This is a genomic window from Bacillus sp. PAMC26543, from assembly GCF_014250375.1.
Lineage (GTDB): Bacteria > Bacillota > Bacilli > Bacillales > Bacillaceae > Bacillus > Bacillus halotolerans.
In genome coordinates this window covers 3,857,589-3,884,423 of record NZ_CP060193.1, presented here as the reverse complement: position 1 = coordinate 3,884,423, position 26,835 = coordinate 3,857,589, and the positions used below count along the sequence as shown (strand labels likewise).

General features: G+C 46.4%; 28 protein-coding genes, 1 pseudogene and 1 other annotated feature. Of the genes and pseudogenes, 23 read left to right on the top strand and 6 right to left on the bottom strand.

The window, feature by feature from the left end:
- The first annotated feature begins 153 nt into the window (after positions 1–153).
- The 13 genes from kdgD to H7F27_RS19460 all read left to right on the top strand — a co-directional run bounded on the left by kdgD (position 154) and on the right by H7F27_RS19460 (position 13,817).
- Positions 154–1,080 (top strand): 5-dehydro-4-deoxyglucarate dehydratase, encoded by a 927-nt coding sequence (kdgD, locus tag H7F27_RS19520; protein ID WP_059292043.1) that lies wholly within the window; start codon positions 154–156, stop codon positions 1,078–1,080.
- A 32-nt stretch (positions 1,081–1,112) separates the two neighbouring features.
- Positions 1,113–2,579, top strand: coding sequence for an alpha-ketoglutaric semialdehyde dehydrogenase GucD (gucD, locus tag H7F27_RS19515; protein ID WP_185848340.1), 1,467 nt, complete (start codon positions 1,113–1,115; stop codon positions 2,577–2,579).
- 85 nt (positions 2,580–2,664) lie between these two features.
- Complete coding sequence (gudP, locus tag H7F27_RS19510) at positions 2,665–4,032, top strand: glucarate transporter GudP (protein WP_185848339.1); 1,368 nt, start codon at positions 2,665–2,667, stop codon at positions 4,030–4,032.
- 36 nt (positions 4,033–4,068) lie between these two features.
- Positions 4,069–5,436, top strand: coding sequence for a glucarate dehydratase (gene gudD / locus H7F27_RS19505; RefSeq protein WP_185848338.1), 1,368 nt, complete (start codon positions 4,069–4,071; stop codon positions 5,434–5,436).
- 69 nt (positions 5,437–5,505) lie between these two features.
- Positions 5,506–6,207 carry a FadR/GntR family transcriptional regulator gene (locus tag H7F27_RS19500; RefSeq protein ID WP_185848337.1) on the top strand — a complete coding sequence of 234 codons (702 nt, stop codon included), beginning with the start codon at positions 5,506–5,508 and terminating at the stop codon, positions 6,205–6,207.
- Positions 6,208–6,299: 92 nt separating this feature from the next.
- A complete protein-coding gene (garD, locus tag H7F27_RS19495; protein ID WP_185848336.1) occupies positions 6,300–7,832 on the top strand; it encodes a galactarate dehydratase in 1,533 nt (510 codons plus the stop codon).
- Positions 7,833–8,110: 278 nt separating this feature from the next.
- Entirely contained in the window at positions 8,111–9,034 is a 924-nt protein-coding gene (gene mphK / locus H7F27_RS19490) for a macrolide 2'-phosphotransferase MphK (protein WP_185848335.1), read from the top strand.
- Between the two features lie 56 nt (positions 9,035–9,090).
- Positions 9,091–9,340: a binding site (T-box leader), on the top strand.
- Positions 9,341–9,434: 94 nt separating this feature from the next.
- Positions 9,435–9,596, top strand: a complete 162-nt coding sequence (locus H7F27_RS19485) for a tryptophan RNA-binding attenuator protein inhibitory protein (protein ID WP_024120093.1) — start codon at positions 9,435–9,437, stop codon at positions 9,594–9,596.
- Between the two features lie 168 nt (positions 9,597–9,764).
- The gene (locus tag H7F27_RS19480) at positions 9,765–10,445 is read left to right on the top strand and encodes a response regulator transcription factor (RefSeq protein ID WP_105955433.1); all 681 of its coding nucleotides are present in this window, start codon (positions 9,765–9,767) and stop codon (positions 10,443–10,445) included.
- 1 nt (position 10,446) lies between these two features.
- Positions 10,447–11,382: a HAMP domain-containing histidine kinase gene (locus H7F27_RS19475; RefSeq protein ID WP_024120095.1), complete on the top strand. Its 936-nt coding sequence runs from the start codon at positions 10,447–10,449 to the stop codon at positions 11,380–11,382.
- Between the two features lie 93 nt (positions 11,383–11,475).
- Positions 11,476–12,399, top strand: coding sequence for an ABC transporter ATP-binding protein (locus H7F27_RS19470; RefSeq protein WP_095714488.1), 924 nt, complete (start codon positions 11,476–11,478; stop codon positions 12,397–12,399).
- Between the two features lie 17 nt (positions 12,400–12,416).
- Positions 12,417–13,103, top strand: coding sequence for an ABC transporter permease (locus H7F27_RS19465; RefSeq protein ID WP_081638227.1), 687 nt, complete (start codon positions 12,417–12,419; stop codon positions 13,101–13,103).
- Between the two features lie 18 nt (positions 13,104–13,121).
- Positions 13,122–13,817 carry an ABC transporter permease gene (locus H7F27_RS19460; protein ID WP_185848334.1) on the top strand — a complete coding sequence of 232 codons (696 nt, stop codon included), beginning with the start codon at positions 13,122–13,124 and terminating at the stop codon, positions 13,815–13,817.
- Here the strand turns inward: H7F27_RS19460 and H7F27_RS21035 are convergent.
- Together H7F27_RS21035 and H7F27_RS19455 are read right to left on the bottom strand one after the other, a co-directional pair.
- Positions 13,818–13,880, bottom strand: a pseudogene (locus tag H7F27_RS21035) (hypothetical protein); the annotation flags it as partial.
- Positions 13,852–14,238, bottom strand: a complete 387-nt coding sequence (locus H7F27_RS19455; protein ID WP_010332895.1) for a YndM family protein — start codon at positions 14,236–14,238, stop codon at positions 13,852–13,854. The gene H7F27_RS19455 and the pseudogene H7F27_RS21035, both read right to left, overlap by 29 nt.
- A gap of 346 nt (positions 14,239–14,584) precedes the next feature.
- On the opposite strand from H7F27_RS19455, the gene H7F27_RS19450 reads away from it, so the two are divergent.
- The 6 genes from H7F27_RS19450 to tatC all read left to right on the top strand — a co-directional run bounded on the left by H7F27_RS19450 (position 14,585) and on the right by tatC (position 18,899).
- On the top strand, positions 14,585–15,013 hold the full coding sequence (locus H7F27_RS19450) for a cell wall hydrolase (protein WP_024120097.1): 429 nt from the start codon (positions 14,585–14,587) through the stop codon (positions 15,011–15,013).
- Positions 15,014–15,120: 107 nt separating this feature from the next.
- Entirely contained in the window at positions 15,121–15,852 is a 732-nt protein-coding gene (locus H7F27_RS19445) for a vWA domain-containing protein (RefSeq protein ID WP_105991800.1), read from the top strand.
- 78 nt (positions 15,853–15,930) lie between these two features.
- Positions 15,931–16,080 (top strand): hypothetical protein, encoded by a 150-nt coding sequence (locus tag H7F27_RS19440; protein ID WP_049809871.1) that lies wholly within the window; start codon positions 15,931–15,933, stop codon positions 16,078–16,080.
- Positions 16,081–16,134: 54 nt separating this feature from the next.
- Positions 16,135–17,886: an alkaline phosphatase PhoD gene (gene phoD, locus H7F27_RS19435; protein ID WP_185848333.1), complete on the top strand. Its 1,752-nt coding sequence runs from the start codon at positions 16,135–16,137 to the stop codon at positions 17,884–17,886.
- A gap of 13 nt (positions 17,887–17,899) precedes the next feature.
- On the top strand, positions 17,900–18,112 hold the full coding sequence (gene tatAD, locus H7F27_RS19430; protein ID WP_010332899.1) for a sec-independent protein translocase protein TatAD: 213 nt from the start codon (positions 17,900–17,902) through the stop codon (positions 18,110–18,112).
- Between the two features lie 61 nt (positions 18,113–18,173).
- Positions 18,174–18,899 (top strand): twin-arginine translocase subunit TatC, encoded by a 726-nt coding sequence (tatC, locus tag H7F27_RS19425; protein ID WP_024120100.1) that lies wholly within the window; start codon positions 18,174–18,176, stop codon positions 18,897–18,899.
- Here the strand turns inward: tatC and pcp are convergent.
- Positions 18,896–19,543 carry a pyroglutamyl-peptidase I gene (pcp, locus tag H7F27_RS19420; protein ID WP_185848332.1) on the bottom strand — a complete coding sequence of 216 codons (648 nt, stop codon included), beginning with the start codon at positions 19,541–19,543 and terminating at the stop codon, positions 18,896–18,898. The genes tatC and pcp overlap by 4 nt on opposite strands.
- 80 nt (positions 19,544–19,623) lie before the next feature.
- Here pcp and H7F27_RS19415 point away from each other — a divergent pair, with 80 nt between their 5' ends.
- A complete protein-coding gene (locus H7F27_RS19415; RefSeq protein ID WP_185848331.1) occupies positions 19,624–20,739 on the top strand; it encodes an aminotransferase class V-fold PLP-dependent enzyme in 1,116 nt (371 codons plus the stop codon).
- 115 nt (positions 20,740–20,854) lie between these two features.
- Here the strand turns inward: H7F27_RS19415 and lmr(B) are convergent, their stop codons facing one another.
- Together lmr(B) and H7F27_RS19405 are read right to left on the bottom strand one after the other, a co-directional pair.
- Complete coding sequence (lmr(B), locus tag H7F27_RS19410) at positions 20,855–22,297, bottom strand: lincomycin efflux MFS transporter Lmr(B) (RefSeq protein ID WP_063623076.1); 1,443 nt, start codon at positions 22,295–22,297, stop codon at positions 20,855–20,857.
- Positions 22,298–22,354: 57 nt separating this feature from the next.
- Positions 22,355–22,921, bottom strand: coding sequence for a transcriptional regulator LmrA (locus tag H7F27_RS19405; RefSeq protein ID WP_024120104.1), 567 nt, complete (start codon positions 22,919–22,921; stop codon positions 22,355–22,357).
- A gap of 216 nt (positions 22,922–23,137) precedes the next feature.
- Between H7F27_RS19405 and H7F27_RS19400 the strand changes: the two genes are divergently transcribed.
- Complete coding sequence (locus H7F27_RS19400) at positions 23,138–24,271, top strand: type II asparaginase (RefSeq protein WP_185848330.1); 1,134 nt, start codon at positions 23,138–23,140, stop codon at positions 24,269–24,271.
- Positions 24,272–24,441: 170 nt separating this feature from the next.
- A complete protein-coding gene (locus H7F27_RS19395) occupies positions 24,442–25,080 on the top strand; it encodes a lipase EstA (protein ID WP_185848329.1) in 639 nt (212 codons plus the stop codon).
- 37 nt (positions 25,081–25,117) lie between these two features.
- Here H7F27_RS19395 and H7F27_RS19390 read toward each other — a convergent pair whose 3' ends face one another.
- Positions 25,118–25,501 carry an RDD family protein gene (locus tag H7F27_RS19390; protein WP_185848959.1) on the bottom strand — a complete coding sequence of 128 codons (384 nt, stop codon included), beginning with the start codon at positions 25,499–25,501 and terminating at the stop codon, positions 25,118–25,120.
- A gap of 236 nt (positions 25,502–25,737) precedes the next feature.
- Between H7F27_RS19390 and H7F27_RS19385 the strand changes: the two genes are divergently transcribed.
- A complete protein-coding gene (locus tag H7F27_RS19385; RefSeq protein WP_185848328.1) occupies positions 25,738–26,817 on the top strand; it encodes a helix-turn-helix domain-containing protein in 1,080 nt (359 codons plus the stop codon).
- Positions 26,818–26,835: the final 18 nt, after the last annotated feature.

The window sequence follows — 26,835 nt, the reverse complement described above, 5'->3', positions numbered from 1 at the left end:
TTTATGAAAAGTCTGAAAATAAATTTATTGACTTATTGTTTATTTGTCTTACAATTAAACAAAAGGAAATGCGGAAAGGAGAGGATATGCAACCACATGATTTTAAAGCGCTTTCAAATGAGCTGTTTACACAAATGACAGGAGGTTTTGTACATGAGCCGTATAAGAAAAGCACCTGAAGGGATTTTAGGTTTTCCGGTTGCGCCTTTTAATACACAAGGAAAGCTGGAGGAAGAAGCTCTGTTTCAAAATATTGAGTTTTTGCTGGAAGAAGGCTTGGAAGCGATTTTTATCGCCTGCGGGTCAGGGGAATTTCAGTCCCTTAGCCAGAAAGAATACGAAAACATGGTGGAAGTCGCGGTTTCGGCAGCGGGAGGAAAGGTCCCGGTCTATACGGGAGTGGGCGGCAACCTCAGCACCGCGCTTGATTGGGCGCGTATATCGGAGAAAAAAGGCGCTGACGGCTATTTGATCCTTCCTCCGTATTTGGTGCATGGCGAACAGGAGGGGCTGTATCAGTACGCCAAAACGATTATTGAAAGCACGGACTTGAATGCCATTCTGTATCAGCGCGACAACGCCGTATTTTCTCTTGAACAGATCAAGCGGCTGACGGAGCTTGAACAGCTTGTTGGTGTGAAAGACGGGGTGGGGAACATGGATTTGAATATCAACCTCGCCTATACAATCGGTGACCGCTTGGGATGGCTTAACGGAATGCCGATGGCTGAAGTGACGATGCCGTCCTACCTGCCAATCGGTTTTCACTCTTATTCTTCAGCCATTTCGAATTATATTCCGCATATTTCCCGGATGTTCTATGAAGCTTTGAAAAACGGAAACAACGATGCAGTGAAGGAACTCTATCAGCATGTCATTCTGCCGATCAACGATATTCGGAAGCAGCGGAAAGGGTATGCGGTGTCCTTGATCAAAGCCGGCATGGAGATTATGGGGATGAATGTGAGAAATACAGCCAGACCGCCTGTCGGACCGGTTGAAAAAGAACACTATCAGCAATTGGAAGCCATTTTGAAGCAAGCGGCGGATCGTTTCCCGAAGAAGGCCGCGACGGTTTGACAAACATAAAAAGCATGAAAGGGGCAATGGGCATGTCTGTAATCACGGAAAAAAATACATATCTCAATTTTATTAATGGAGAGTGGGTCAAAGCTCAATCAGGCGACATGATCAAGTCGGAAAATCCTGCGGATGTGAATGACATCGTCGGCTATGTGCAGAGTTCAACGGCTGATGATGTGGACCGGGCCGTCGCCGCCGCTAATGAGGCAAAAACGGGATGGAGGAAGCTGACGGGTGCAGAACGGGGCCAATTGCTGTACAAAACAGCTGATATCATGGAGCAGCGCTTAGAGGACATCGCCGCATGTGCGACGCGTGAAATGGGAAAAACCCTGCCGGAAGCAAAAGGAGAAACCGCTCGCGGCATTGCGATTCTTCGCTATTACGCCGGCGAGGGCATGCGCAAAACAGGAGATGTCATCCCGTCTACTGACAAAGACGCACTGATGTTTACAACCCGTGTCCCGCTTGGTGTCGTCGGCGTGATTTCGCCGTGGAACTTCCCGGTAGCGATCCCGATTTGGAAAATGGCGCCGGCACTGGTGTACGGCAATACTGTTGTCATCAAACCCGCAACAGAAACTGCCGTTACATGTGCGAAGATCATCGCTTGTTTTGAAGAAGCGGGACTTCCGGCGGGAGTCATCAATTTGGTGACTGGCCAAGGGTCAGTTGTCGGCCAAGGCATTGCCGAACATGACGGGGTCAATGCCATTACGTTCACGGGTTCGAATCAGGTTGGGAAAATCATCGGGCAAGCCGCTTTAGCGAGAGGCGCCAAATATCAGCTTGAAATGGGCGGGAAAAACCCGGTGATCGTAGCGGACGATGCTGATCTTGAAGCGGCAGCAGAAGCCGTGGTGACAGGCGCTTTCCGTTCAACGGGCCAGAAGTGCACCGCAACAAGCCGTGTCATTGTCCAAAGCGGAATTTACGACCGCTTTAAAGAAAAACTGCTGCAGCGCACAAAGGAGATTACGATCGGAGACAGCTTGAACGAAAACGTTTGGATGGGACCGATCGCAAGCAAAAATCAGCTTGATAACTGTCTGTCGTATATTGAAAAAGGCAAGCAGGAAGGCGCTTCTCTTTTGATCGGAGGAGAAAAGCTGGAGGGTGGAAAGTATCAAAACGGATATTATGTGCAGCCTGCCATATTTGACAACGTGACATCTGACATGACGATTGCCCAGGAGGAAATTTTCGGACCGGTCATCGCTCTGTTAAAGGTGGACACGATGAAGGAGGCTTTAGACATCGCCAATGATGTGAAGTTCGGATTAAGTGCATCTATTTTTACGCAAAACATCGGCCGTATGCTTTCATTCGTTGATGAGATTGAAGCCGGGCTTGTCCGGGTCAACGCAGAAAGCGCAGGGGTTGAGCTTCAGGCCCCATTTGGCGGCATGAAGCAATCAAGCTCCCACTCCCGCGAACAGGGTGAGGCCGCGAAGGACTTCTTCACGGCGATCAAAACCGTATTTGTGAAGCAGTAAAGGTGCTGGAAAGAGGCGCTTGTCTCTTTCCAAGCCTTATCACCGCCAGCATATGATTCTCTACTTTGACAAAGGAGAAGATATTATGAAAAAAGACCATGCGAATGTTTCGCCGGCGGGCAAAAAAACCTCTGTACGCTGGTTCATCGTATTTATGCTGTTTCTTGTGACGTCTATTAACTACGCAGATCGTGCGACGCTTTCGATTACGGGTGATTCCGTCCAGCATGACCTTGGGCTGGATTCGGTTGCCATGGGGTATGTTTTTTCTGCATTCGGCTGGGCTTATGTCATCGGACAGCTTCCCGGAGGCTGGCTGCTGGATCGGTTTGGTTCAAAAACGGTTATTGCGTTAAGCATCTTTTTCTGGTCATTTTTTACGCTGCTGCAAGGGGCGATTGGATTCTTTACCGCTGGCACAGCGATTATCCTGCTGTTCGCGCTGCGCTTTTTAGTCGGGCTTTCTGAGGCGCCTTCATTTCCCGGAAACGGCAGAGTGGTTGCTTCCTGGTTCCCGAGCTCCGAACGCGGTACAGCTTCAGCCTTTTTTAACTCAGCTCAATACTTCGCAATCGTCATTTTTTCTCCTTTAATGGGCTGGCTCACCCACTCTTTTGGCTGGCATTCCGTCTTCGTAGTGATGGGGGCCGCGGGAATCCTACTGGCTTTTATCTGGTTAAAAACGGTATATGAACCGAAAAAACATCCAAAGGTCAACAAAGCCGAGCTTGCGTACATTGAAGAAGGCGGCGGGCTGATTTCAATGGATGACAGTCAAAGCAAGCAGGAAAAAGAATCAAAATGGCCGTATATCAAACAATTAATAACCAACCGCATGCTGATTGGCGTGTACATCGCGCAATATTGCATTACGACTCTCACCTATTTCTTTCTCACATGGTTTCCGGTATATTTGGTTCAGGCCCGCGGAATGTCCATTCTTGAAGCGGGATTTGTGGCTTCCCTCCCGGCGCTGTGCGGATTTGCGGGCGGCGTGCTTGGAGGCATCGTATCTGATTTTTTACTGAAAAAAGGCCGTTCTCTCACCTTTGCGAGAAAAGGACCGATCATTGTCGGCATGCTGCTGTCTTGCAGCATGATTATCTGCAACTATACAGATTCAGCGTGGCTCGTCGTTGTAATCATGTCACTCGCGTTCTTCGGAAAAGGCTTTGGCGCCTTGGGCTGGGCTGTCGTGTCGGACACGTCGCCAAAAGAGTGTGCGGGACTAAGCGGCGGTTTGTTCAACACATTCGGAAACATCGCCTCGATTACGACTCCGATTATGATCGGCTACATCGTGAATGCTACAGGATCTTTTAATGGCGCGCTCGTTTTTGTCGGCGCTAATGCGATTGCAGCAGTCCTCAGCTATTTGCTGCTGGTCGGGCCGATCAAACGGGTCGTATTAAAGAAACAAGAGCAAGACCCCGATCAATCACTGCCTGTCTAATACTTATGAAAGCGCTTTATCCAAGGAGGATGACAGATGAGTTCACCAATACAGGAACAGGTTCAAAAAGAAAAAAGATCGAATATTCCTTCAATTGCTGAAATGAGAGTCATTCCAGTCGCGGGGCATGACAGTATGCTGCTGAATTTAAGCGGCGCCCACAGCCCATTTTTCACCCGAAATCTTGTCGTCTTAACGGACAGCAGCGGGAATCAGGGTGTCGGCGAGGTGCCGGGCGGGGAAGCGATCCGCCGCACACTGGAGCTTGCAGAGCCGCTTGTTGTCGGAAAATCGATCGGCGCGTACCAGTCGATTTTGCAAACAGTCAGAAAGCAGTTTGCGGACCAGGACAGGGGAGGCCGCGGAATCCAGACATTTGATTTGCGCACTGCGGTGCATGTGGTCACGGCTTTAGAAGCCGCTTTGTTAGATGTGCTCGGCAAATTTCTCAATGAACCGGTTGCGGCTTTGCTTGGAGAAGGACAGCAGCGGGATGAGGTCAAGATGCTCGGTTATCTATTTTACATTGGTGACCGAAAGCGGACGACATTGCCGTATCAAAGCAATCAGCAGTCAGATTGCGAGTGGTTCCGCCTCCGCCATGAGGAAGCGCTGACTCCTGAGGCCGTTGTACGTCTTGCAGAAGCGGCGCAAGAGCGCTACGGCTTCCAAGATTTCAAGCTGAAAGGCGGCGTATTGCGGGGCGAGGAAGAAATGGAAGCCGTCACCGCGTTATCAAAACGTTTTCCTGAGGCGAGAATTACCCTTGATCCGAACGGGGCTTGGCCGCTAGAAGAAGCTGTTACATTATGCAGAGGAAAGCATGATGTACTTGCTTATGCCGAAGATCCGTGCGGGGCGGAAAACGGTTATTCCGCACGTGAAGTGATGGCTGAGTTCCGCCGCGCGACAGGCCTGCCGACCGCGACAAATATGATTGCGACTGACTGGCGGGAAATGGGGCACGCGATTCAGCTGCATGCGGTCGATATTCCGCTGGCTGATCCCCATTTCTGGACGATGCAGGGTTCGGTGCGGGTTGCACAGATGTGCCATGATTGGGGGCTGACGTGGGGCTCGCACTCCAATAATCATTTTGACATTTCCCTTGCCATGTTTACCCATGTGGCGGCCGCAGCTCCGGGACGCATCACCGCGATTGATACCCATTGGATCTGGCAGGACGGGCAGCGTTTAACCAAACAGCCTTTAGAAATTGCTGATGGCTGTGTGAAGGTGCCTGATAAGCCTGGGCTTGGCATCGAAATTGATATGGAACAAGTGGAAAAAGCGCATGATCTCTATCGAAAAATGAATTTAGGCGCACGGAACGATGCAATCCCTATGCAGTTTCTAATCAGCAATTGGGAATTTGACCGCAAGCGCCCGTGTCTGGTGCGATAAGTTTTATTCTAAATATTGTCATAACGAATATTTTGTCTTACAATTGAACAACTGAAGGGAGAGTTGTTCGTGTACGAAGGTTTAGAAGATCTGAAGGTGGATACAGTCAATCGGAAAACATTAGCCAAGCAGGTCATTGAACGGATTGTCCATTTACTGTCAAGCGGACAATTAAAGGCCGGAGACAAATTGCCGACGGAAATGGAGCTAATGGATATCTTACATGTCAGCAGACCGGTGCTTCGCGAAGCGCTTAGCTCACTAGAGACGCTGGGCGTTATTACGAGAAAAACCCGCGGCGGCACGTATTTCAACGACAAAATCGGGATGCAGCCTTTTTCCGTCATGCTTGCTTTGGCAACTGATAATCTTCCGGCCATTATTGAAGCGCGGATGGCGTTAGAACTCGGGCTGGTGACGATTGCCGCGGAAAAAATAAATGAAGAAGAGCTTAAGCGTTTACAGAAAACAATCGACGACATCGCCAGCAGCACTGACAACAATTATGGAGAAGCAGATAAAGAATTTCACCGAATTATTGCATTAAGCGCTAATAATCCCGTTGTTGAAGGAATGATTCAATCTCTGCTGATCACGCATGCGAAAATCGACAGCCAGATTCCGTACAGGGAAAGGGATGTTACGGTTGAATACCACAAAAAAATCTACGACGCCCTTGCCAAAAGAGATCCTTACCAGGCTCATTACCACATGTATGAGCATTTGAAATTTGTCCGTGACAAAATTTTGAATGGGATAGACGAAACATAATTGTTATGACAGCCGCAGTTTGAAATCGGGATTTGCGGCTTTTCTTAAACCAAAATCGGAAAGCGTTTACAATGTTGAGGAGTGATATTCCTATGGTGATGAACCTCAGACAGAATCAAGCGCCTCTTTACATTAAAGTGAATGTAAAAGATAACACGGCGATTATTGTAAATGACGGCGGACTGAAAAAGGGCACTGTTTTTCCATGCGGGCTGATGCTTGAAGAAGATGTTCCTCAAGGCCATAAAGTGGCCCTAACCGATTTGAATCAGGGGGATGCCATCGTGCGTTATGGAGAAGTGATCGGATTTGCAGATCAGCCGATCAAACGCGGAAGCTGGGTGCGGGAAGCTTTGGTGAGAATGCCCGCCCCTCCGGAACTCCATGACCTTCCTATCGCAAACAAAGTGCCTGAACCGCTGCCGCCTCTTGAAGGCTATACGTTTGAAGGATATCGAAATGCTGACGGCAGTGCGGGAACAAAAAATATTCTCGGTATCACCACAAGTGTTCAATGTGTCGTCGGCGTGCTGGATTATGCGGTAAAACGGATAAAAGAAGAGCTTCTTCCGAAATATCCAAATGTCGATGATGTCGTGCCGCTTCATCATCAATATGGATGCGGCGTGGCCATCAATGCCCCAGACGCCGTGATTCCCATCCGCACGATTCAAAATCTGGCAAAGCATCCGAACTTCGGCGGGGAAGTGATGGTGGTCGGATTAGGATGTGAAAAGCTCCTCCCGGCACGGATTGCACCTGAGAAAAAAGACCACATCATTTCACTCCAAGATCATCAAGGCTTTGCGAATATGATTCAATCGATGATGGAAATGGCGGAGCAGCGGTTAATCAGACTCAATAGCAGAGTCCGTGTAACCTGCCCTGTTTCTGATCTGGTAATCGGCCTTCAATGCGGCGGCAGTGATGCCTTTTCCGGCGTGACGGCGAATCCGGCAGTGGGATATGCGGCTGATTTATTGGTTCGGGCAGGCGCAACGGTCTTGTTTTCTGAAGTGACTGAGGTGCGGGATGCGATTCACTTATTAACGCCCCGGGCTGTCAGCGAAGAGGTCGGTCGTTCGCTGATCGATGAGATGAAGTGGTATGACAGCTATCTGAGGCGGGGGGAAGCAGACAGAAGCGCCAATCCGTCACCTGGCAATAAAAAAGGCGGTTTATCCAATGTGGTGGAAAAAGCGTTAGGATCGGTAGCAAAGTCAGGCACAAGCCCCATTTCCGGTGTGCTCGGGCCTGGGGAGAAGGCGGAGAAAAAGGGTTTGCTGTTTGCAGCGACGCCGGCAAGCGACTTTGTGTGCGGAACCCTTCAGCTGGCGGCAGGCATGAATCTGCAGGTCTTTACGACAGGCAGAGGAACACCGTATGGATTGGCTGCTGCGCCGGTGCTGAAAGTATCTACACGCCATTCATTAACAGAGCATTGGGCGGATTTAATCGATATCAATGCCGGGCGAATTGCTACCGGAGAGGCCAGTATTGAAGAAGTCGGCTGGGAGATTTTTCGCATGGTCTTAGATGTAGCGAGCGGCAGGAAACAAACATGGGCGGACCATTGGGGCCTTCATAATGATTTGTGTTTGTTTAATCCCGCGCCTGTGACTTGATTCATTTTTTATAGTAGATCAAAACTGGAATATGATGTAAGATGGAGATCAACTACAATGAACGGAGGGGTTCCGACATGGCATTCATTAGATTCCGATTGACACGAATTCAATAGTGAACGACACTCGCCTGGATGCGGGGAATCGGGATGAATCTGCCTATGTATGTACCCTTATATTGTCATGAAAAGAGGGTGGCGATGCTGCCCTCTTTTTTTGTTCCTTAAAAACATCCCTTCTCTCTAACGACAGGCGGAATATGAGAAAGGGGAAAAGAGATGACAAACCCGAACGAAAGGCAGCTAATCACTGAGATTGTCGCGCTTGCACGCAATCAAGGTTTGACGGTTCACTGTGATAACGCTCAATTGAATGAAACGGGAATGGATTTTCAAGTTGTATTTGCCGAGGATGATACAGGTATGCCATGGGTACTGCGAAAACCGCGGCGAAGCGATGTAGTTGAAAGAGCAGCTTCAGAAGGCAGAACGCTTGCCTTTCTCCGCGCGCACCTCACAGCTGATGTGCCGGATTGGAAAATTCATATGCCGGAATTGATCGCTTACCCGAAGCTTAGCGGAACGCCTGCTGCTGGGATTGATTTGGAACAGAAACAGTATGTATGGAATATGAGTCATCAGCCGCCGTCAGACGATTTTGTTCATACACTTGCCGAAATACTGGCAGAATTACATGGCATGAATCAAACATCTGCCGGCCAATCCGGAATAGAAGTGGTGATGCCAGAAGATGTCAGGAAAATGACAGCTGAATCTATGGCTGATGTGAAGAATAAGTTTGGCGTATCTAAGCAGCTTTGGGAAAGATGGCAAACGTGGATCAATGATGATGCATACTGGCCCGGTTTCTCCGCGCTGATACACGGCGATCTCCATCCGCCGCATATCCTTATTGATCAAAATGAACACGTCACAGGCCTCCTGGATTGGACAGAAGCGAAAGTCGCCGATCCAGCCAAGGATTTTGTCTTTTACCACATGATTTTCGGAGAAAAAGAAACAGCCCGTTTGCTTGAATGCTATGATCAAGCAGGCGGCCGTGTATGGTCAAAAATGCAGGATCACATCTCAGAGATGCAGGCGGCGTATCCGCTGGAAATTGCCAAGTTCGCTCTTCAGACACAGCAAGAGGAGCACGTAAATATGGCTCTGGAAGCACTTGGCGAACCTAAATTGAATTAAGAATTGACTTCTGTAAATTGACGGAGTATTATAAATTTTACAAATGGAAGAACGGATTAACAATTGTGAGGAAGAGCAAGTAAGCATCAGTGAGCGGGGTTCAGAGAGTCGGTGGCAGGTGTGAACCGATCCTCCCCTGATGCCGAATGGGCTTCTGAATTGCATTGCTGAATAGATAGTAGGCAATGCCGGGATGCTCTCCCCGTTACCAAGAGAGGAGTATCGAAACTGACGTTTTCTGTACTGATGAGCGAATGGCTTTTTAGCTGTTAATAAAGGTGGTACCGCGAGACCCTCGTCCTTTGATAGGACGGGGGTTTTTGTGTTTCTTAAAGGAGGTGACGGCCAATGGAAGAAGGCTGGTGGTCCATGTTTAATCAATGGGAAAGGAGGAATTCAAATGGTGATCGCAACTGATGATCTGGAGGTTGCTTGTCCGCATTGTGAAAGAGCCGGAGAAATAGAAGGCAAACCTTGTCCGGCATGCAGCGGGAAGGGCGTCATTCTTACCGCACAAGGAAATACGCTTTTGGATTTTATCCAAAAACATATGAACAAGTAAAGGAGAAAAGCTGAGCAGTGATGAGCAGAACGGCTGCAGGCGAAAGCTGAAAACAGGAAAAAAAGAATAAATTTTGTAAAACACACATGTTTTTCAATTACAATAAGCGTAATGACATGTGTGTTTTTTTGACTATGAAAAAGGTTAGGTGAGAGGATGCAGCGCATATTGCTTGTGGAGGATGACCATTCCATCAGTGAAATGGTGGACCATTATTTAACAAAAGAAGGCTTTGAAATCGTGCATGCTTACGACGGTGAAGAGGGCATTCGGAGGTTTCAAGAGCAGGCGTACGACCTTATTCTGCTTGATATTATGCTTCCGGAGCTGAATGGAATGGATGTTTTAAAAATCATTCGGGAAAAAAGCAAGATTCCTGTTTTAATGATTTCAGCAAAAGACGGAGATGTTGATAAAGCACTGGGGCTGGGATTCGGGGCGGATGATTATATCGCCAAACCGTTTTCGATGATTGAACTGACAGCCAGAGTCAAAGCAGCGATACGGAGGGCGACGCAATATTCGTCAAGTGAACCGGCTGAACATCAGGTGATTCGTGTTCACCAGCTTACGATCGATATAGACAATGTATCCGTTCTGAAAAACGGCGAACCGCTTCAGCTGACGTCAACCGAATGGCAGCTGCTGATACTATTTGCAGCAAATCCTAAAAAGGTGTTTACGAAAGAACAAATCTATCGTTCCGTATGGAATGAGGAGTACTTTGGAGACCAAAACATCATTAATGTACATATGAGACGGCTGAGAGAAAAGATTGAAGATGATCCATCGTCTCCTCAATATATCAAAACATTATGGGGCATCGGCTATAAATGGGGAGAGTTTTAGAATGGCAGTATTAACGATAGCCGCTATCATCGCTTTGGCGTGTCTGAATGTCATTCAATATATGATGAAAAAGAACCGGGACAGGAATTTGACGTATACGGCAGAAAAGCTTAGCGCCATGCTTGACAACGAATCGGCCGATCAGGTTTTACTTCATACAGATGACCGTGCGCTCAGGAATCTGCTTGTCAACATCAATCTGCTCGCTGAGGATCATCAGCATATCAACGCCCGGTTTGCAAAAACAGAGCAATCCATGAGACGGATGCTGACCAATATGTCACACGATCTCAAAACACCTCTGACGGTCATTCTCGGTTATATCGAAGCCATCCAAAGTGACCGGGATATGCCGGACAGCGAGCGGGAAAGACTGCTTGAGAAGCTGCACCAAAAAACAAATGAACTCATCCAAATGATCCACTCTTTTTTTGATTTAGCCAAATTGGAATCTGAAGACAAACAAATCCCGATCACAAAAATACATATCAACGAAGTATGCAAACGAAATATCCTGCATTACTATGATGCCGTTCAGGCAAAAGGTTTTAACGCGGAGATTGATATTCCGGATACACCGGTATACGCGCATGCAAATGAAGAGGCGCTGGACCGTATCCTGCAAAATTTATTATCCAATGCGATTCAATATGGCGCGGTTGGCAAGTTTATCGGATTATCACTTTCTTATGATGAGACAAGCATTGCCATCTCCGTATGGGACCGCGGAAAAGGAATCAGTGAAACAGACCAGCAGCGGGTATTTGAGAGGCTGTACACACTTGAAGAATCAAGAAACAAAGCATTCCAAGGGAGCGGTCTCGGTTTGACGATCACGAAAAGGCTTGTGGAAAAAATGGGGGGCTCCATCTCTCTTCAAAGCAAGCCGTATGAACGGACAGCGTTTACGATTACATTAAAACGAATGACCTATTAACAATCGTAAGAATTTCTTAAGAATGAAGAAATAAAAATGACAGGGCCCGCCGCTACAATAGAAAACAGGAAAAAGAGGAAAGGAGCAACAACGTTGACTTACATCGTACAAACAAACGGACTGACCAAAACGTTTCAAGGCAAAGAAGTCGTATCAGATGTCAGCATGCATATCAAAAAAGGTGAAATTTACGGCTTTCTCGGCCCGAACGGAGCAGGGAAAACAACCATCATGAAAATGCTGACAAGTCTTGTAAAACCGACAAGCGGTGAAATCAATATCCTCGGAAACAATCTCACTCATACGTCATATGAGGTGCTTGGCAAGATCGGTAGCATGATTGAATATCCAATTTTCTATGAAAATCTGACGGCTATCGAAAATTTAGAGCTGCATTGTGCATACATGGGATACCACAATAAAAAAGCCATTCAAGAAGTGCTCGATATGGTGAATTTAAAACAGATCGACAAGAAACCCGTCAAAACATTTTCGCTTGGAATGAAGCAGCGCCTCGGCATAGCGCGCGCCATCCTCACCAAACCTGATCTGCTTATATTGGATGAGCCGGTAAACGGCCTTGATCCTGTCGGCATTAAAAAGATCAGAAACTTATTTCAAGTATTAAGCAAAGAGTATGGAATGACACTGCTGATCTCCAGCCATATGCTGAGTGAAATCGAACAAATTGCGGACACAATCGGCGTCATTCGTGACGGCAGACTGCTGGAAGAGGTGTCGATGGAAGATGTAAGGGGACAAAACACAGAATACATCGAACTCGTTACATCGAATCAGACAAAAGCCTGCTTTGTGCTTGAGAAAGAACTTCACATTGCCAACTTTAAAATCTTAAATGATAAAACCATTCGGATTTATGATGCTCAACGATCACAGGGTGCCATATCAAAAGCGCTGATTTTAAATGATGTAGACATTGAATCAATGAATAAAAAGTATACTTCACTGGAGGACTACTTCATCAGCTTGATCAACGGCAATCACATCAGTGCGTAGAGGAGGCGAGACCGTTGCTGAATTTGATCAGAATCGAATTAAGGAAAATGAAGATGGGATGGTATGTGAGAGGAGTTATCATTGCTAACCTGATTATCCTTGGCTTTATGTGGTTGGTCAGTTACATAGAAAAAGCGGAGGGCACTGAATCGTTCCAAAGCATGGATGATGCATTTCTCGTCATTGGCACTTTTGTCAGAGCGGTGTTTATCGTTTTTGGCGCTGTACTGATCGCCAAATTAGTCATATCGGAATATAAAAACAAAACGATTCAAGTGATGTTTACGTACCCGATCAGCCGGAAAAAACTGCTTGCTGCTAAGCTTAGCATCTCAGGCGGGCTGACGTTTATCACTATTTTAGTCTCAAATGCGTTCGTAGCAGCCGCTTTCTATATGCTGAATTCGATCTACCATGTCATTCCGGGAGAATTGAGCGCCGATGTCATTTCTCAGCATTCGGTAAAAATGGCGGTTTTCGCTTTTGGCGCCGCTGGCACCAGTTTAGTTCCCATCTTTTTTGGGATGCGTAAGCACTCTGTCTCGGCAACCATCATTTCATCTGTCGTGATCGTCATGCTGATGAGTTCAACAAGCCCGGGCCTGTCCATTTCTTCCATTGTATATATTCCATTATCTCTAGCTGCTGTCGGTTTGTTTTTTTCATACATGGCAGTCAGGAAAGCAGACCGGCAAGATGCTTAAATACGGAGTTGAAACAACATGTTGAATTTAATGAAACTTGAATTAAAAAAAATGAAATTAGGCTGGTATTACAGAGGCGCCGTTATTGCAAATCTATGTATTCTCGGATTTATATGCTTGATCGCATCAGAAGAAAAAAAACTCCCGCAGCCGGAGGTGATGACTGATGCGACATCCACGCTATTTTTGCTTGGAACGTTTGTAAGATCTGTATTTGTTGTTTTCGCCAGTGTGCTGATTGCCAAATTGATTATTAGCGAGTACAAAAATAAAACGATTACCGTCATGTTTACATATCCCATCAGCCGGAAAAAACTGATTGCTGCCAAGCTGCTGATTACAGGCGGACTGACGTTTATCACCATTATGGTGTCTGAAATTGCGCTTTCATTCATCTTTGCGCAAATCAATCAATATTATCAACTTACACCTGCGATGTTATCAGTCCAGACTATCGGGCAAGAGGTCGGCAGTATGGCGATATATGCCGCTTCGGCTGCGTGCTTGAGTTTTATTCCTTTATATTTTGGGATGAGGAAACGCTCTGTTCCGGCTGCTATCATTTCATCGGTTATATTGACGATACTGATCAGCCAGCAAAGCCCCGAGTTATCGCTGGCAACGATTATCTACATTCCGCTTTCTTTAGGTGCGATCGGCATCTTGATAGCGATTTGGTCTGTCCGAAACATAGACCGGGAAGATGCTTTATGATAGAAGGCCGATGCTGTCAGCACCGGCCTTTTGATTATGAATCTGTTCTTGTTTCAAGATAATGCTTTTTGCCAATTTCTTTGCTCATCATATAGAAATGGAAGCAATATTCACCGATGGCCATGGCGATTGCTCCAAATAGAGCCGCCAGCGCAATTTCTCCGCCAGTCATCCCCATAGAAAGCGGCATGCCCATCAGCCAAATCACGAGAAATGCCAAACCGAAATCAGCCAAAGTGGCGATCATATTGTTCCATCGGGGCAATACATAAAGGTCTCCAAGCAAATAAGAAATGACCCCTAACACAACCGTCATCAGCAGCGTATCACCAAACGTGAAACCAAAGCCAAGACCCAGCACCAAATACAAAACAATAATCGTCATAATACCTTTAATCGCGAGCGCTTTCACATGTGTCATGATAAGGTTCCTCCTTCTTTTATCTGATTTGTTATGTATGATTCCTCAAATACGGAAAGTTAAACATTACTTTGTGTTCTTTACAAAGCGTTTTCGGCTACAGGTGGAAAAAGGCTGAAGAACTGTTATGAATCAGGGGATGAAGCGGCATCTGCCATGCCCGTGGAATCCGGGATTTTACCGGAGATTTCCTTGACGGCCAGATGTCCATTTTTCTTCTACAATTACCGATCTTTATGGTTTGTGACAGCACCGGGAGAATAAATTTTAAAACTTCTCCTGTCCCTCCGTCATCACTCTTTGGGTATTGCAATATGATGAAAGGAGAAAAAGGGGAGGTGACGTGATGGCGGTTGTGAGAGCAACAAGCGCTGATGTCAACTTGATGGCACGGCTGCTCAGAGCGGAAGCGGAAGGTGAAGGAAAGCAGGGGATGCTGCTTGTCGGAAATGTTGGGATTAATCGGCTGAGGGCCAATTGCTCTGATTTTAAAGGCCTCCGCACCATCAGGCAGATGATTTTTCAGCCGCATGCGTTTGAAGCGGTGACCCATGGATACTTTTATCAAAGACCGCGGGAAAGCGAGCGGGCCTTGGCACGCCGGACGATAAACGGGGAGAGGTTCTGGCCGGCAAAATTCAGCTTGTGGTATTTCAAGCCGGGAGGAAACTGCCCGCCGACCTGGTATAACCAGCCGTTTGTGGCCAGATTCAAATCACATTGTTTTTATCAGCCGACGGGCGAAACATGTGAAAATGTATATAACACATTTTAAGGAGAGACGCCGTTCACATCTGAACGGTGTTTTTTCTTTAAAAAGTTATACCAATGGTAAATATTTCTGTGAGATAATCGGATAAAAGAACTACAGGAGATGACAAAATGGCGACAATTGACCTGCAAAAGAAGAGCGTAAAAATCGTACTGGAGAAAAAGCAGTTAACCAAGGTGACGGCTCGTGTCGGGCTGGTGCTGGATATTACCGGTTCAATGAGAACGCTGTATAAAAACGGAACGGTTCAAAAAGTGGTGGAGCGGATTTTGGCTGTGGCTGATCAGTTTGATGATAACGGCCTGCTTGATGTATGGGTTTATGATAATGAATTCTCCCGGTTAAAGCCAGTCTCTGAAATCGATTTTTCAGGCTATGTTGATCGCGAAATTTTGAATAATGAACTCTTGCATAAATTCGGGAGAAATGATGAGCCGCCGGTCATAAAAGATGTGTTACATAAATATGTTGTGGAAGAACCGAGTTCATATCCCGCTTTTATCGTTTTTATTAATGATGGAGGGTGTAAAAAATCCATCAAACCCATTATTGAAGCTGCCTCTGATAAACCGGTGTTTTGGCAGTTTGTCGGCATCGGTAACGGCAATTTCGATTTTCTTAATAAACTGGATACGCTAGAAGGGCGTGTTGTTGATAACGCAAACTTCCTGCATATCGAAGACATTGAATGCATCTCTGATGATGAGCTTTATGATGCATTGCTTACTGAATTTCCATTTTGGCTGCAAGAAGTGAAGGAAAAAGGAATTTTAATAGAACAAGAGCCTGAAGCTGCAAAACCGGAAAAGAAGGGCTTTTTCAGCAGATTGTTTTCTAAATAACAGATAGCCTTTCCGAACACTGAGTGATTTTGCAAAATCGCTCGGTGTTTTTGTTTTTTTAAGATCATGTGAAGAAAAATGGGTAAAAAGGGCGGCTTGCAAACGACAGGATATGCAGAAAATACGCCGTTTTGCCAGCTGTCGGCATGTTTCGGCGAAAGGGCTGTGAATGAAGTCCTGTTTCCCATGTTCAGTGCTTACAATCCCTTCACACTTCTTCACAGCTAATTAACAATGGTTTCCTATAATGAAAGCGATCAATGAGAAGAGAGGGGATCTGGAATGGCATATGACAGTCGTTTTGACGAATGGGTACAGAAATTGAAAGACGAAAGCTTTCAGAATAATACGTTTGACCGCCGCAAATTTATTCAGGGGGCTGGAAAAATTGCGGGGCTTTCTCTTGGGTTAACCATTGCTCAGTCAGTCGGAGCATTTGAAGTAAATGCTGCGCCTAAGTTCTCTAGTTATCCGTTTACGCTCGGCGTCGCTTCAGGAGATCCGCTTTCTGACAGCGTCGTGCTCTGGACGCGTTTGGCGCCAGATCCGCTGAACGGCGGGGGGATGCCGAACCAGGCTGTGCCTGTAAAATGGGAAGTGGCAAAGGATGAGAACTTCCGCAAGATCGTAAGAAAGGGCACAGAAATGGCCAAACCGAGTCTCGCCCATTCTGTCCACGTGGAAGCGGACGGGCTTGAGCCGAACAAAGTGTACTACTACCGATTCAAAACCGGACATGAGCTAAGTCCTGTCGGAAAAACAAAAACACTGCCGGCCCCAGGTGCCAATGTGCCGAAAATGACCTTTGCCTTCGCTTCCTGCCAGCAATATGAGCATGGCTATTATACAGCCTACAAGCATATGGCGAAGGAAAAGCTTGATCTTGTCTTCCATCTCGGTGATTACATATATGAGTACGGGCCGAATGAATATGTATCGAAAACAGGCAATGTCCGGACGCACAACAGCGCAGAAATCATTACGCTGCAGGACTATCGAAACCGCCATGCCCAATACCGTTCAGACGCTAATTTAAAAGCGGCGCATGCGGCGTTTCCTTGGGTTGTCACGTGGGATGACCATGAAGTTGAAAATAACTATGCCAATAAAATCCCGGAAAAAGGGCAGTCGGTTGACGCGTTTGTATTGCGGCGTGCGGCGGCGTATCAGGCTTATTATGAGCATATGCCGCTCCGCATCTCCTCTCTGCCGAATGGCCCGGATATGCAGCTGTACCGCCACTTTACGTATGGAAATCTGGCATCATTTAATGTGCTGGATACACGCCAGTACAGAGATGACCAAGCCAATAACGACGGCAATAAGCCGCCTTCTGATGAATCGCTCAATCCGAATCGGACTTTGTTAGGAAAAGAACAGGAGCAATGGCTTTTTAACAATTTGAGCAGCTCGACTGCATATTGGAATGTGCTGGCACAGCAAATCTTCTTTGCGAAGTGGAATTTCGGGACAAGCTCAAGCCCGATCTACAGCATGGATTCATGGGACGGTTATCCGGCTCAGCGCGAACGGGTCGTCAATTACATTAACAGCAAAAATTTAAACAATGTTGTCGTGCTGACAGGAGATGTACACGCAAGCTGGGCATCGAATCTGCATGTCGATTTTAATAAAACAAGCTCAAAAATTTTCGGGGCTGAATTTGTCGGCACCTCCATCACATCCGGAGGAAACGGAGCGGATAAGCGGGCGGATACCGATCAAATTTTAAAGGAAAATCCACATATCAAGTTCTTTAACGATTACCGCGGATATGTCCGCTGTACAGTAACGCCGCACCAGTGGAAAGCTGATTATCGGGTAATGCCATTTGTGACAGAGCCGGGAGCAGCTATTTCCACACGGGCTTCATTCGTTTATCAAAAAGACCAAACAGGATTGAGAAAGGTATCCTCGACAATGGTTCAAGGCGGAGTGAAACAATCCAATGAAGTCGAAGAGGATCGTTTCTTTGAGCACAACAAAGCTCATGAAAAACAAATGATCAAAAAACGGGCAAAAATTACGCATTAAGGAGTGAAACATAATGTTTTCAAACATTGGAATACCAGGCTTGATTCTGATCTTTGTCATCGCCCTCATTATTTTTGGCCCTTCAAAGCTTCCGGAAATCGGGCGAGCCGCCGGTCGGACTCTGCTGGAATTCAAAAGCGCCACAAAATCACTTGTGTCTGGTGATGAAAAAGAAGAAAAATCAGCTGAGCTGTCAGCGGTGAAGCAGGACAAAAACGCAGGCTGAGTGCTGATGAGGCAGACGCATGGTCTGCCTCTTTTTCTCATGAAAGGGAGGGCTTTTTTGAATGGATAAAAAAGAAACTCATCTGATCGGACATTTAGAAGAGCTTCGCCGTCGGATCATCTTCACACTTGCGGCTTTTCTTCTGTTTTTAATTACGGCTTTTTTGTTTGTGGAGGACATTTATGATTGGCTGATCAGAGATTTTGACGGAAAATTAGCTGTTCTCGGACCGAGTGAAATTCTCTGGGTATATATGATGCTTGCCGGCATTTGTGCGATTGCCGCCTCCATCCCCGTTGCCGCCTATCAGCTTTGGCGTTTTGTAGCGCCGGCGCTGACAAAAACGGAGCGCAACGTGACACTGATGTACATACCGGGATTATTCGCCCTGTTTCTGGCCGGCATCTCGTTCGGATATTTTGTGTTGTTTCCGATCGTTCTCGGCTTTTTGACTCATTTGTCTGCCGGCCATTTTGAAACGATGTTTACCGCTGACCGCTATTTCAGGTTTATGGTGAATTTGAGCCTGCCGTTCGGTTTTCTGTTTGAAATGCCCCTTGTGGTGATGTTTTTGACAAGGTTAGGCATCTTAAATCCATACCGGCTGGCCAAAGCGAGAAAGCTGTCCTATTTTCTGCTGATCGTGGTGTCCATATTGATTACCCCGCCAGATTTTATTTCTGATTTTCTCGTGATGATTCCGCTGCTTGTCCTGTTCGAAGTGAGCGTCACACTATCAGCGTTTGTATACAAAAAGAGACTGACCAGTGAAGCGGCCGCCGCTTAGTGCAGCGCGCCGCCGGGTGACTTCGTATCCTGATCATATTGTGCGGCCGTAACAGCGGCGATCCTCAATGCTTTGACTATCATGTCCAGGCTGAGGCTCGGCGCTGTTTTGTCGATTGTTTGTTCCGGAATGTACGGAATGTGGATAAACCCGCCGTGAATGTGCGGAGACGTACGGTGGATGTGATCCATTAACCCGTAGAACAGATAGTTGCATACAAATGTGCCGGCCGTAAAGGAAACAGCCGCCGGAATGCTGTTTTCCTTCATTTGAGATGTAATGCGTTTAATCGGAAGCCCTGTCCAGTAAGCGGCAGGCCCGCCGGGAGAAATCTCTTCATCAATCGGCTGGTTTCCTTCATTATCCGGGATACGCGCGTCTGCAAGATTGATCGCGACCCGTTCCGGTGTCACCTGCATCCGGCCGCCGGCTTGCCCGACGCAGATCACGATGTCCGGCTGATGTTTATGAATCGCTTGCCGCAAAGTGTCGAGAGCGGTTCTGAACACAGTCGGAATTTGTGCCGAAGCGATGATCACCTGATCCGTTTCAAAGCCATTCAGCCGTTTCACCGCTTCCCACGATGGATTGACAGTTTCCTGATCAAAAGGGTCAAAACCTGTGAAGAGCACTTTTTTTCTCATGGCTGCCATCTCCTTTTTTCTATTATTCTATTGTTTATTTCTGGATTTTTCATCAAAATAATAAAAAGGAGTGAATCAGAATGGAACATTTGCCGCAGCAGTACCGACATCTGTTCCCAACCGTGCAGAGCCGCATCATGCTTGCCAGCTGCTCACAGAGCGCGTTGGCAGAGCCGGTGTCAAAGGCGATACAAGATTATCATGACAGCTTGCTGCATAGAGGGACGAACTGGAATGAAGCGATTGAAAAGACAGAGAGTGCCAGAAACGAGTTTGCGAGACTGGTAGGGGCTGAGCCGGATGAGATTGCGATTGTGCCGTCAGTTTCTGATGCGCTGATTTCCGTGGCATCTTCCTTGTCTGCTGTTAAAAAGAAACATGTTGTATACACGGAGATGGATTTTCCGGCGGTGTCTCATATTTGGCAGGCACAATCTGATTATAATGTATCTGTGATCCCTTCAATAGACGGTGAGCTGCCGCTCGAACAATATGAAAGGTATATCACGGAAGAGACGGTGCTGACCTGTGTTCCGCACGTTCATTATCGTGACGGCTGCATTCAGGATATAAAAGCCATCGCTGCCATCGCCAAGAGAAAGGGATCGATGGTATTTGTGGATGCTTATCAATCTGCCGGGCATCTTCCTATTGATGTGAAGGAATGGGGCATAGATATGCTGGCGGCAGGCACCAGAAAGTATATGCTCGGTATACCGGGCATGGCGTTTCTTTATGTGAGAAAAGAGCTGGCGAACGAGCTGAAGCCCAAAGCATCTGCTTGGTTCGGGCGGGAAAACGGGTTTGGGGCGTCGTCTTATGCAGAAGGTGCGAGGCGTTTTCAAACAGGAACCCCTGCTTTTATTAGCGTGTATGCAGCGGCTGCGGCTTTATCGCTGCTGAATCATATCGGAATGTCCCGTATCCGCGATCATATAAAAGCGGTGAGTGCCGATGCGTTTCAATATGCAGCTGAAAAAGGGCTGGAGCTTGCGGGGGCGCCATCGGTACAGCAGCCGGGCATGATTTCCATTCGGGATGAACGGGCATCGGAAACGGCGGCGTTACTAAAGAAGAAAAACGTGATTTGCGCTCCGCGGGACAATGTCATCCGTCTCGCTCCTCACTTTTATAATACGAAGGGCGAACTGCGTTATGCGATTGATGAAATGGCTGCGATTTTATCCGCGCGTTAAAAGCGATCACCTAAAAATAGATGTTCACCTCCTTCGGCGCCGCTCGCGTCTTGCTTGAGTGTGTTGTCCGATATAGGCATAAAAAACCCCCTGACCTCAAGATCAGGGGGTTTTCTTATTGATGATCAACCTTTACTCGCTTCAAAAAGAAAGCGGCAATTAAACCGATAATCGCAACAATCATCGCAAAGACAAATGCATGCTGAACGCCAGCTGTCAATGCCTGCGGAATGACTGCCGGATCGGCTGGATTTTTTACGCTGCTCATGTAGTCATGCTGACCGGCAGCCATGATGCTGACCGCAACAGCTGTTCCGATCGCGCCCGCCATTTGCTGAAGTGTGTTCATAATGGCAGTGCCGTCCGGATAAAACTCACGCGGAAGCTGGTTTAAACCGTTTGTCTGAGCAGGCATCATAATCATGGAGATCCCAATCATCAAGCACGTATGCAGCACGATAATCAGCACTGCTGTTGAAGCTGTCGTGAGATTTGAGAAGAGCCACAGAACAATAGTCACAATCAAAAATCCCGGAATAACAAGCCACTTCGGCCCGTATTTATCAAACAGACGGCCTGTGACAGGTGACATAAATCCGTTTAAAATACCGCCCGGCAAGAGAATAAGTCCTGAGGCAAATGCTGTTAAGACTAAGCCGCCTTGCAGATACATCGGCAGAAGCAGCATGGATGACAGGATGACCATCATGCAAATAAAGACCATAATGACGCCCAAAATAAACATCGGGTATCTGAATGCACGCAGGTTCATCATCGGCTGCTTCATCGTCAGCTGACGGATTGAAAATAGAATAAGGGCGATAACACCGACAATAAGTGAAACGATCACAGTCGGGCTGGACCATCCGCCAGAGCCTTCACCCGCGTTGCTGAATCCAAACACAATGCCGCCGAAGCCGATCGTCGACAGAATAATAGACAGGACATCAATTTTCGGTTTTGTGATATCAGACACATTTTGCATGTACAGGATACCGAAAATGAGCGCAAGCACAAGGAACGGAAGAGAGATCCAGAAAATCCAGTGCCAGTTAAGGTGCTCAAGAACCAACCCGGAAAATGTAGGGCCGATTGCCGGCGCAAACATAATGACAAGTCCGATTGTTCCCATGGCCGCTCCCCGTTTATGGGGCGGGAAAATCACCAAAATCGTATTAAACATGAGCGGTAATAAGAGTCCCGTTCCAAGTGCCTGAACGATTCTCGCCGCTAATAAAAATGAGAAGCTAGGCGCAAGCGCCGCAATCAAGGTGCCTATGATTGAAAAAATCAGTGACACAGTAAAAAGCTGTCTAGTTGTAAACCACTGCAATAGCAGACCTGAAACAGGAACAAGAATACCGAGCACAAGCAAATAGCCTGTTGTTAACCATTGAACGGTTGCTGCTGTAATGTTCAATTCCTTCATAAGATCGGTTAACGCGATATTCAGCGCTGTTTCACTGAACATGCCGATAAAACCGGCCGTCAGCAAAGATATCATAATTGGCATCACTTTATATTGCTGAGATGCTTTAGCTGCTGTTTCCAAATCTATTTCTCCTCTCGTTCATCTGAATGTATTCACTCAGCTTGTAGTAGTATGTCTCTTTTTTTATTTCTTCAACAGAGCGGGAATGCGGCTGGAGATATGAAGAAGCGGTGTGCTGTCTTTTGCCGTTAATGATAAAAGAATGCCGCCTTCAATCATCGCGTTAATGATGATGCTTGATTCCTTGGCATGGCTCTCGCTGTAACCCGACAGCTGCAATTTTTCCTCAAACACAAGGGACCACGCTTTGTAGGCTTCATCACAGGCTTTTCGCAAAGGCTCGCTTTTTAATGATGTCTCTGCCGCAAGCAAGCCGACGGGCAGGCCTTCGATGTCCTCTGTGCATGAGAATTGACAAGAGAGCTCCTTCAAAAAGGCTTGAATGCCTTCTGCGGGATCAGTGCTCACGTCCATGCAGTCTGTGATTTTCTGGCGGATGTATTCCTTCATTTCATTCACGGCTTCAATTGCCAGCTGTTCTTTACCCCCGGGAAAGTGGTAGTAAAGAGAGCCTTTAGGTGCACCGCTTTCTTTAATAATCTGATTCAGTCCCGTGCCGTAATACCCTTGCAGCTGAAAAAGCCGGGTAGCTGCAGAAAGGATTTTCTCACGAGAATCTCCATAGCTCATAACATTCCCACCTTACTGATTGCGATCATAAAATATAGTGACTGGTCTATTATCATGATTCACCCATCGAATGTCAAGATAAAGGAACTCGAATAAGAAAATAAAATGAGCATATAAAAAAGCTGAGAGATAACCTGACGCACATTTTGACTGAATAAATGAAATATTCAATTATTAAAAGGTGTAAAGACGTTACCAAACAAAAGGAGAGAAAACATGAAAATACAACGATTCCTCTTACTGACCCTTTTTACCGCACTATTGCTTGCTTTTACCGGATGCTTACAATCTCCTGAAGCAAAAGAATCCCCAAAAGAAAAACCGCAGACACAAAAAGTTTCTTCAGCTGCTGCTTCCAAAAAAAATGACCTTCCAAATATCAAAATACTGGCGACAGGAGGTACGATTGCCGGAGCCGATAAATCAAAAACCTCTACAACTGAATACAAAGCAGGTGTCGTCGGCGTTGAGTCTCTGATCAAAGCGGTGCCAGAGATGAAGGACATTGCGAATGTCAGCGGCGAGCAAGTGGTTAACGTCGGAAGCACAAACATTGATAACAAAACATTGCTGAAGCTCGGAAACCGAGTCAACAAACTGCTTTCTTCAGATGATGTTGACGGTATTGTCGTGACCCACGGAACAGATACATTAGAAGAAACGGCTTATTTTCTGAACCTCATTGTAAAAAGCGATAAACCGGTTGTTGTTGCCGGTTCGATGAGGCCGTCCACAGCCATCAGTGCTGACGGCCCGTCCAACTTGTATAACGCAGTTAAAGTGGCAGGCGCACCTGATGCAAAAGGGAAAGGGACGCTCGTCGTTCTCAATGACCGCATTGCTTCAGCACGGTACGTTACAAAAACCAACACAACCGCAACAGACACCTTTAAATCAGAAGAAATGGGATACATCGGAACGATTGCCGATGACATTTATTTTCATAATGAAATGACATGCAAGCATACAAAGGATACGGATTTCTCGGTTTCCAGCCTTGATAAACTGCCGCAAGTAGACATTCTGTACGGCTACCAAAATGACGGAAGCTATCTGTTTGATGCGGCTGTGAAAGCCGGAGCAAAAGGCATAGTCTTCGCAGGATCAGGCAACGGATCTTTATCTGACGCAGCCGAAAAAGGAGCAGTCAGGGCGGTCAAAAAAGGCGTCACAGTGGTTCGCTCAACCCGTACGGGAAATGGTGTCGTCACACCGAACGGCGACTATGTGAAAAACGGCCTTTTGGCATCAAACTCCTTAAATCCGCAAAAAGCCCGGATATTGTTAATGCTCGCGCTCACCAAAACAGATGATCCCAAAAAAATCCAAGACTATTTTAATGAATATTAAAGAGAAGAAGGCGAAAAAGCCTTCTTTTTTTGCATTTTCGGGATCATAAACAGCTGAAATGTTCTCTCAACCTTAAAATTTCTTCAAAAATAAGTCAAATTTACCCTTTACTTAATTAAATTGGCAAAGTAATATAATTTAAGAATTTGTTACAAAAAAAGGAGGAAATTATGAAACTTTTAAGAAGTAAGTTCATTGCACTTGTAACAATTGTTGCGCTGTCAGTTACATCCATGTTTGCGATGCAGCCGTCAGCGAAAGCCGCTGAACATAATCCGGTGGTGATGGTTCACGGAATTGGCGGAGCTTCTTTTAACTTTGCCGGTATTAAAACTTATTTGGCATCACAAGGCTGGTCACGGGACAAGCTGTATGCTGTAGATTTTTGGGACAAGACAGGCAATAACTTAAACAACGGCCCAGTATTATCACGTTTTGTGCAAAAGGTATTAGATGAAACCGGTGCGAAAAAAGTGGACATTGTCGCTCACAGCATGGGGGGCGCCAACACGCTTTATTACATAAAAAAACTGGACGGCGGTAATAAAATTGAAAACGTCGTAACGCTTGGCGGCGCGAACCGTCTCGTTTCAAACAAAGCGCTTCCGGGAACGGACCCAAATCAAAAGATTTTATATACGTCCATTTACAGCTCGGCCGACATGATTGTTATGAACTATCTGTCTAACTTAGAAGGGGCAAAAAATGTTCGTATCAACGGTGTTGGACATATCGGCCTTCTGTACAGCAGCCAAGTCAACAGCCTGATTAAAGAAGGGCTGAACGGCGGCGGACAAAATACGAACTAATGAGAAACATAACCTTGAAGAATCCTATTCTTCAAGGTTATTCTGCTTTCAGCACAATTGTTTTCGCAGCCATATCATGAACGGCTTGTTTTTTCTTTGTAAATGCGGCTGTCAAATAAATAAGGCGGGAAAACACATGCACCCACGCTATCATGTAGCGGACAATGGCCTGTGGGAGGGAGATTTTCTCGTGTGTTTCATCTCTCACGATTTGCAGCCCGATGATTTTTTTGTCCAGCGTACCCTTCCAATTTGTCAGCGGCATCAGCAAAGGATACACAAGCAGCATCAATATGGCGACAGCAATGACGCCAGCGGACCCGTCGCCAAACATAAATCCGGATGCTAAAATCACTGCGGCCGCAATGATCACGTCAAGCACAAGAGCGCAGGCGCGCAGCATAAAACCAGCTAGTTCCAACATAAACACTTCCTTAAAAATTTTAGATAAACACCTAACGATTGTAAAAAAGAACGGCCTAAAGTGGGAATAGGTTACAAGTCTTACATCACAAAAGTTGATGAAAAAGTCATAGGTAAATTTACATAATGAACCAGGCTGTCACATTACCAAATTCTTTTTTAGCCCGAAACCAAGCCCTCAGAAGTTATTTTTGTTAAAATAGAAAAGTTACAACAGAATTCGGAGGGTTTATTGTGGGAAAAGTGAAAAGAAATGCCCCTTGCCCATGCGGCAGCGGTAAGAAATATAAAAAATGCTGCGGAAATAAAGTTGTCGACTTCCCGACAGAATTAGCGGCAAAAGAAGCAAAACAAATTCAGGAAGACTTAGTGGAGTATGCCTTCACAGTACATAGAGAAAGCATTTCAGGTTTTATCAACCAGCATGATTTTCTTTCTTCTATGGACAGGCAGACGAAGGACATCAGTGTATTTAATTTAGGAATCTGGGGAATCTTCTTCCACCCGCTCGCTGGTGACAAAACGATCTTTGAAGAGTACCTTCAGAAAAAAGGCGATACGATCACCCGCCCGAAAACACGTGAGATCGTTGAATCTTGGAAGAGCATGACGCCTGCTTTATTGCTGCTGAAGGATATGAAAGAAGCAGTTATTCATTTTGAAGATGTCATTACGAAAAAACAATTCGACGTGGAAATGGACGTCACAAGTCAAGACCTCCCTCCAGTGGGAAGCTTGATTCTCGGCTATCCGATTCACGAAGCGGAAAAAGCGGAATTCTTCATGCAGTTCACAATCTTCCCAGTGAAGAGAACGGAAGAGCTGATCAGCAAGGTGAAGACATATGCGGATGCTGCAGTGAAAAACGGCAAAACGCCGGAGGACTTCATGAAGCAGGAGTTCAACAACGTACTTTTCGCGCTGTTAGCTGAAAAAGATGAACAGCCGCAGCAAGCGGAGCCTGTTCAAGAAAGCAGCGTTGAGTGGGCAAATGACATGGAGAAAGAAACAGCCGCGGCGATCGAAAAAGGCATGAGCGGAGATGAATATCCGAATGAGCTGATTCCGGCAGTCATTGACATTTGGAAATCGTTCTGCGAGAAAAAAACACCTGTCATCAGAAAGCCGGAAGCTTTTGCGGCGGCAGTTGAATATTATGTGAATGCAATCTCACTTAACGGCGCAACCGTTTCCCAAGCCAAACTGGCGAAAAAATACGGCGTAAGCGCATCAACGATTTCAAGCCGCTACAAAGAAATTGAAAGCACGCTGCAAGATGAAGCGGATCGCTTTGCACAATCATTAACATCGTAATGACGAACAAAAAACCTT

Bases quoted from the DNA above. Each gene is read 5' to 3' on its own strand.
- H7F27_RS19455 (WP_010332895.1), bottom strand. From the start codon at position 14,238: ATGACACATGTGAAAGCGCTCGCGATTAAAGGTATTATGACGATTATT.
- H7F27_RS19475 (WP_024120095.1), top strand. From the start codon at position 10,447: ATGGCAGTATTAACGATAGCCGCTATCATCGCTTTGGCGTGTCTGAAT.
- tatC (WP_024120100.1), top strand. From the start codon at position 18,174: ATGGATAAAAAAGAAACTCATCTGATCGGACATTTAGAAGAGCTTCGC.
- H7F27_RS19485 (WP_024120093.1), top strand. From the start codon at position 9,435: ATGGTGATCGCAACTGATGATCTGGAGGTTGCTTGTCCGCATTGTGAA.
- H7F27_RS19440 (WP_049809871.1), top strand. From the start codon at position 15,931: ATGGGTAAAAAGGGCGGCTTGCAAACGACAGGATATGCAGAAAATACG.
- H7F27_RS19395 (WP_185848329.1), top strand. From the start codon at position 24,442: ATGAAACTTTTAAGAAGTAAGTTCATTGCACTTGTAACAATTGTTGCG.
- phoD (WP_185848333.1), top strand. From the start codon at position 16,135: ATGGCATATGACAGTCGTTTTGACGAATGGGTACAGAAATTGAAAGAC.
- kdgD (WP_059292043.1), top strand. From the start codon at position 154: ATGAGCCGTATAAGAAAAGCACCTGAAGGGATTTTAGGTTTTCCGGTT.
- H7F27_RS19450 (WP_024120097.1), top strand. From the start codon at position 14,585: ATGGCGGTTGTGAGAGCAACAAGCGCTGATGTCAACTTGATGGCACGG.
- H7F27_RS19460 (WP_185848334.1), top strand. From the start codon at position 13,122: ATGTTGAATTTAATGAAACTTGAATTAAAAAAAATGAAATTAGGCTGG.
- H7F27_RS19415 (WP_185848331.1), top strand. From the start codon at position 19,624: ATGGAACATTTGCCGCAGCAGTACCGACATCTGTTCCCAACCGTGCAG.
- mphK (WP_185848335.1), top strand. From the start codon at position 8,111: ATGACAAACCCGAACGAAAGGCAGCTAATCACTGAGATTGTCGCGCTT.
- tatAD (WP_010332899.1), top strand. From the start codon at position 17,900: ATGTTTTCAAACATTGGAATACCAGGCTTGATTCTGATCTTTGTCATC.
- pcp (WP_185848332.1), bottom strand. From the start codon at position 19,543: ATGAGAAAAAAAGTGCTCTTCACAGGTTTTGACCCTTTTGATCAGGAA.
- garD (WP_185848336.1), top strand. From the start codon at position 6,300: ATGGTGATGAACCTCAGACAGAATCAAGCGCCTCTTTACATTAAAGTG.
- gudD (WP_185848338.1), top strand. From the start codon at position 4,069: ATGAGTTCACCAATACAGGAACAGGTTCAAAAAGAAAAAAGATCGAAT.
- H7F27_RS19445 (WP_105991800.1), top strand. From the start codon at position 15,121: ATGGCGACAATTGACCTGCAAAAGAAGAGCGTAAAAATCGTACTGGAG.
- gucD (WP_185848340.1), top strand. From the start codon at position 1,113: ATGTCTGTAATCACGGAAAAAAATACATATCTCAATTTTATTAATGGA.
- gudP (WP_185848339.1), top strand. From the start codon at position 2,665: ATGAAAAAAGACCATGCGAATGTTTCGCCGGCGGGCAAAAAAACCTCT.
- H7F27_RS19400 (WP_185848330.1), top strand. From the start codon at position 23,138: ATGAAAATACAACGATTCCTCTTACTGACCCTTTTTACCGCACTATTG.
- H7F27_RS19405 (WP_024120104.1), bottom strand. From the start codon at position 22,921: ATGAGCTATGGAGATTCTCGTGAGAAAATCCTTTCTGCAGCTACCCGG.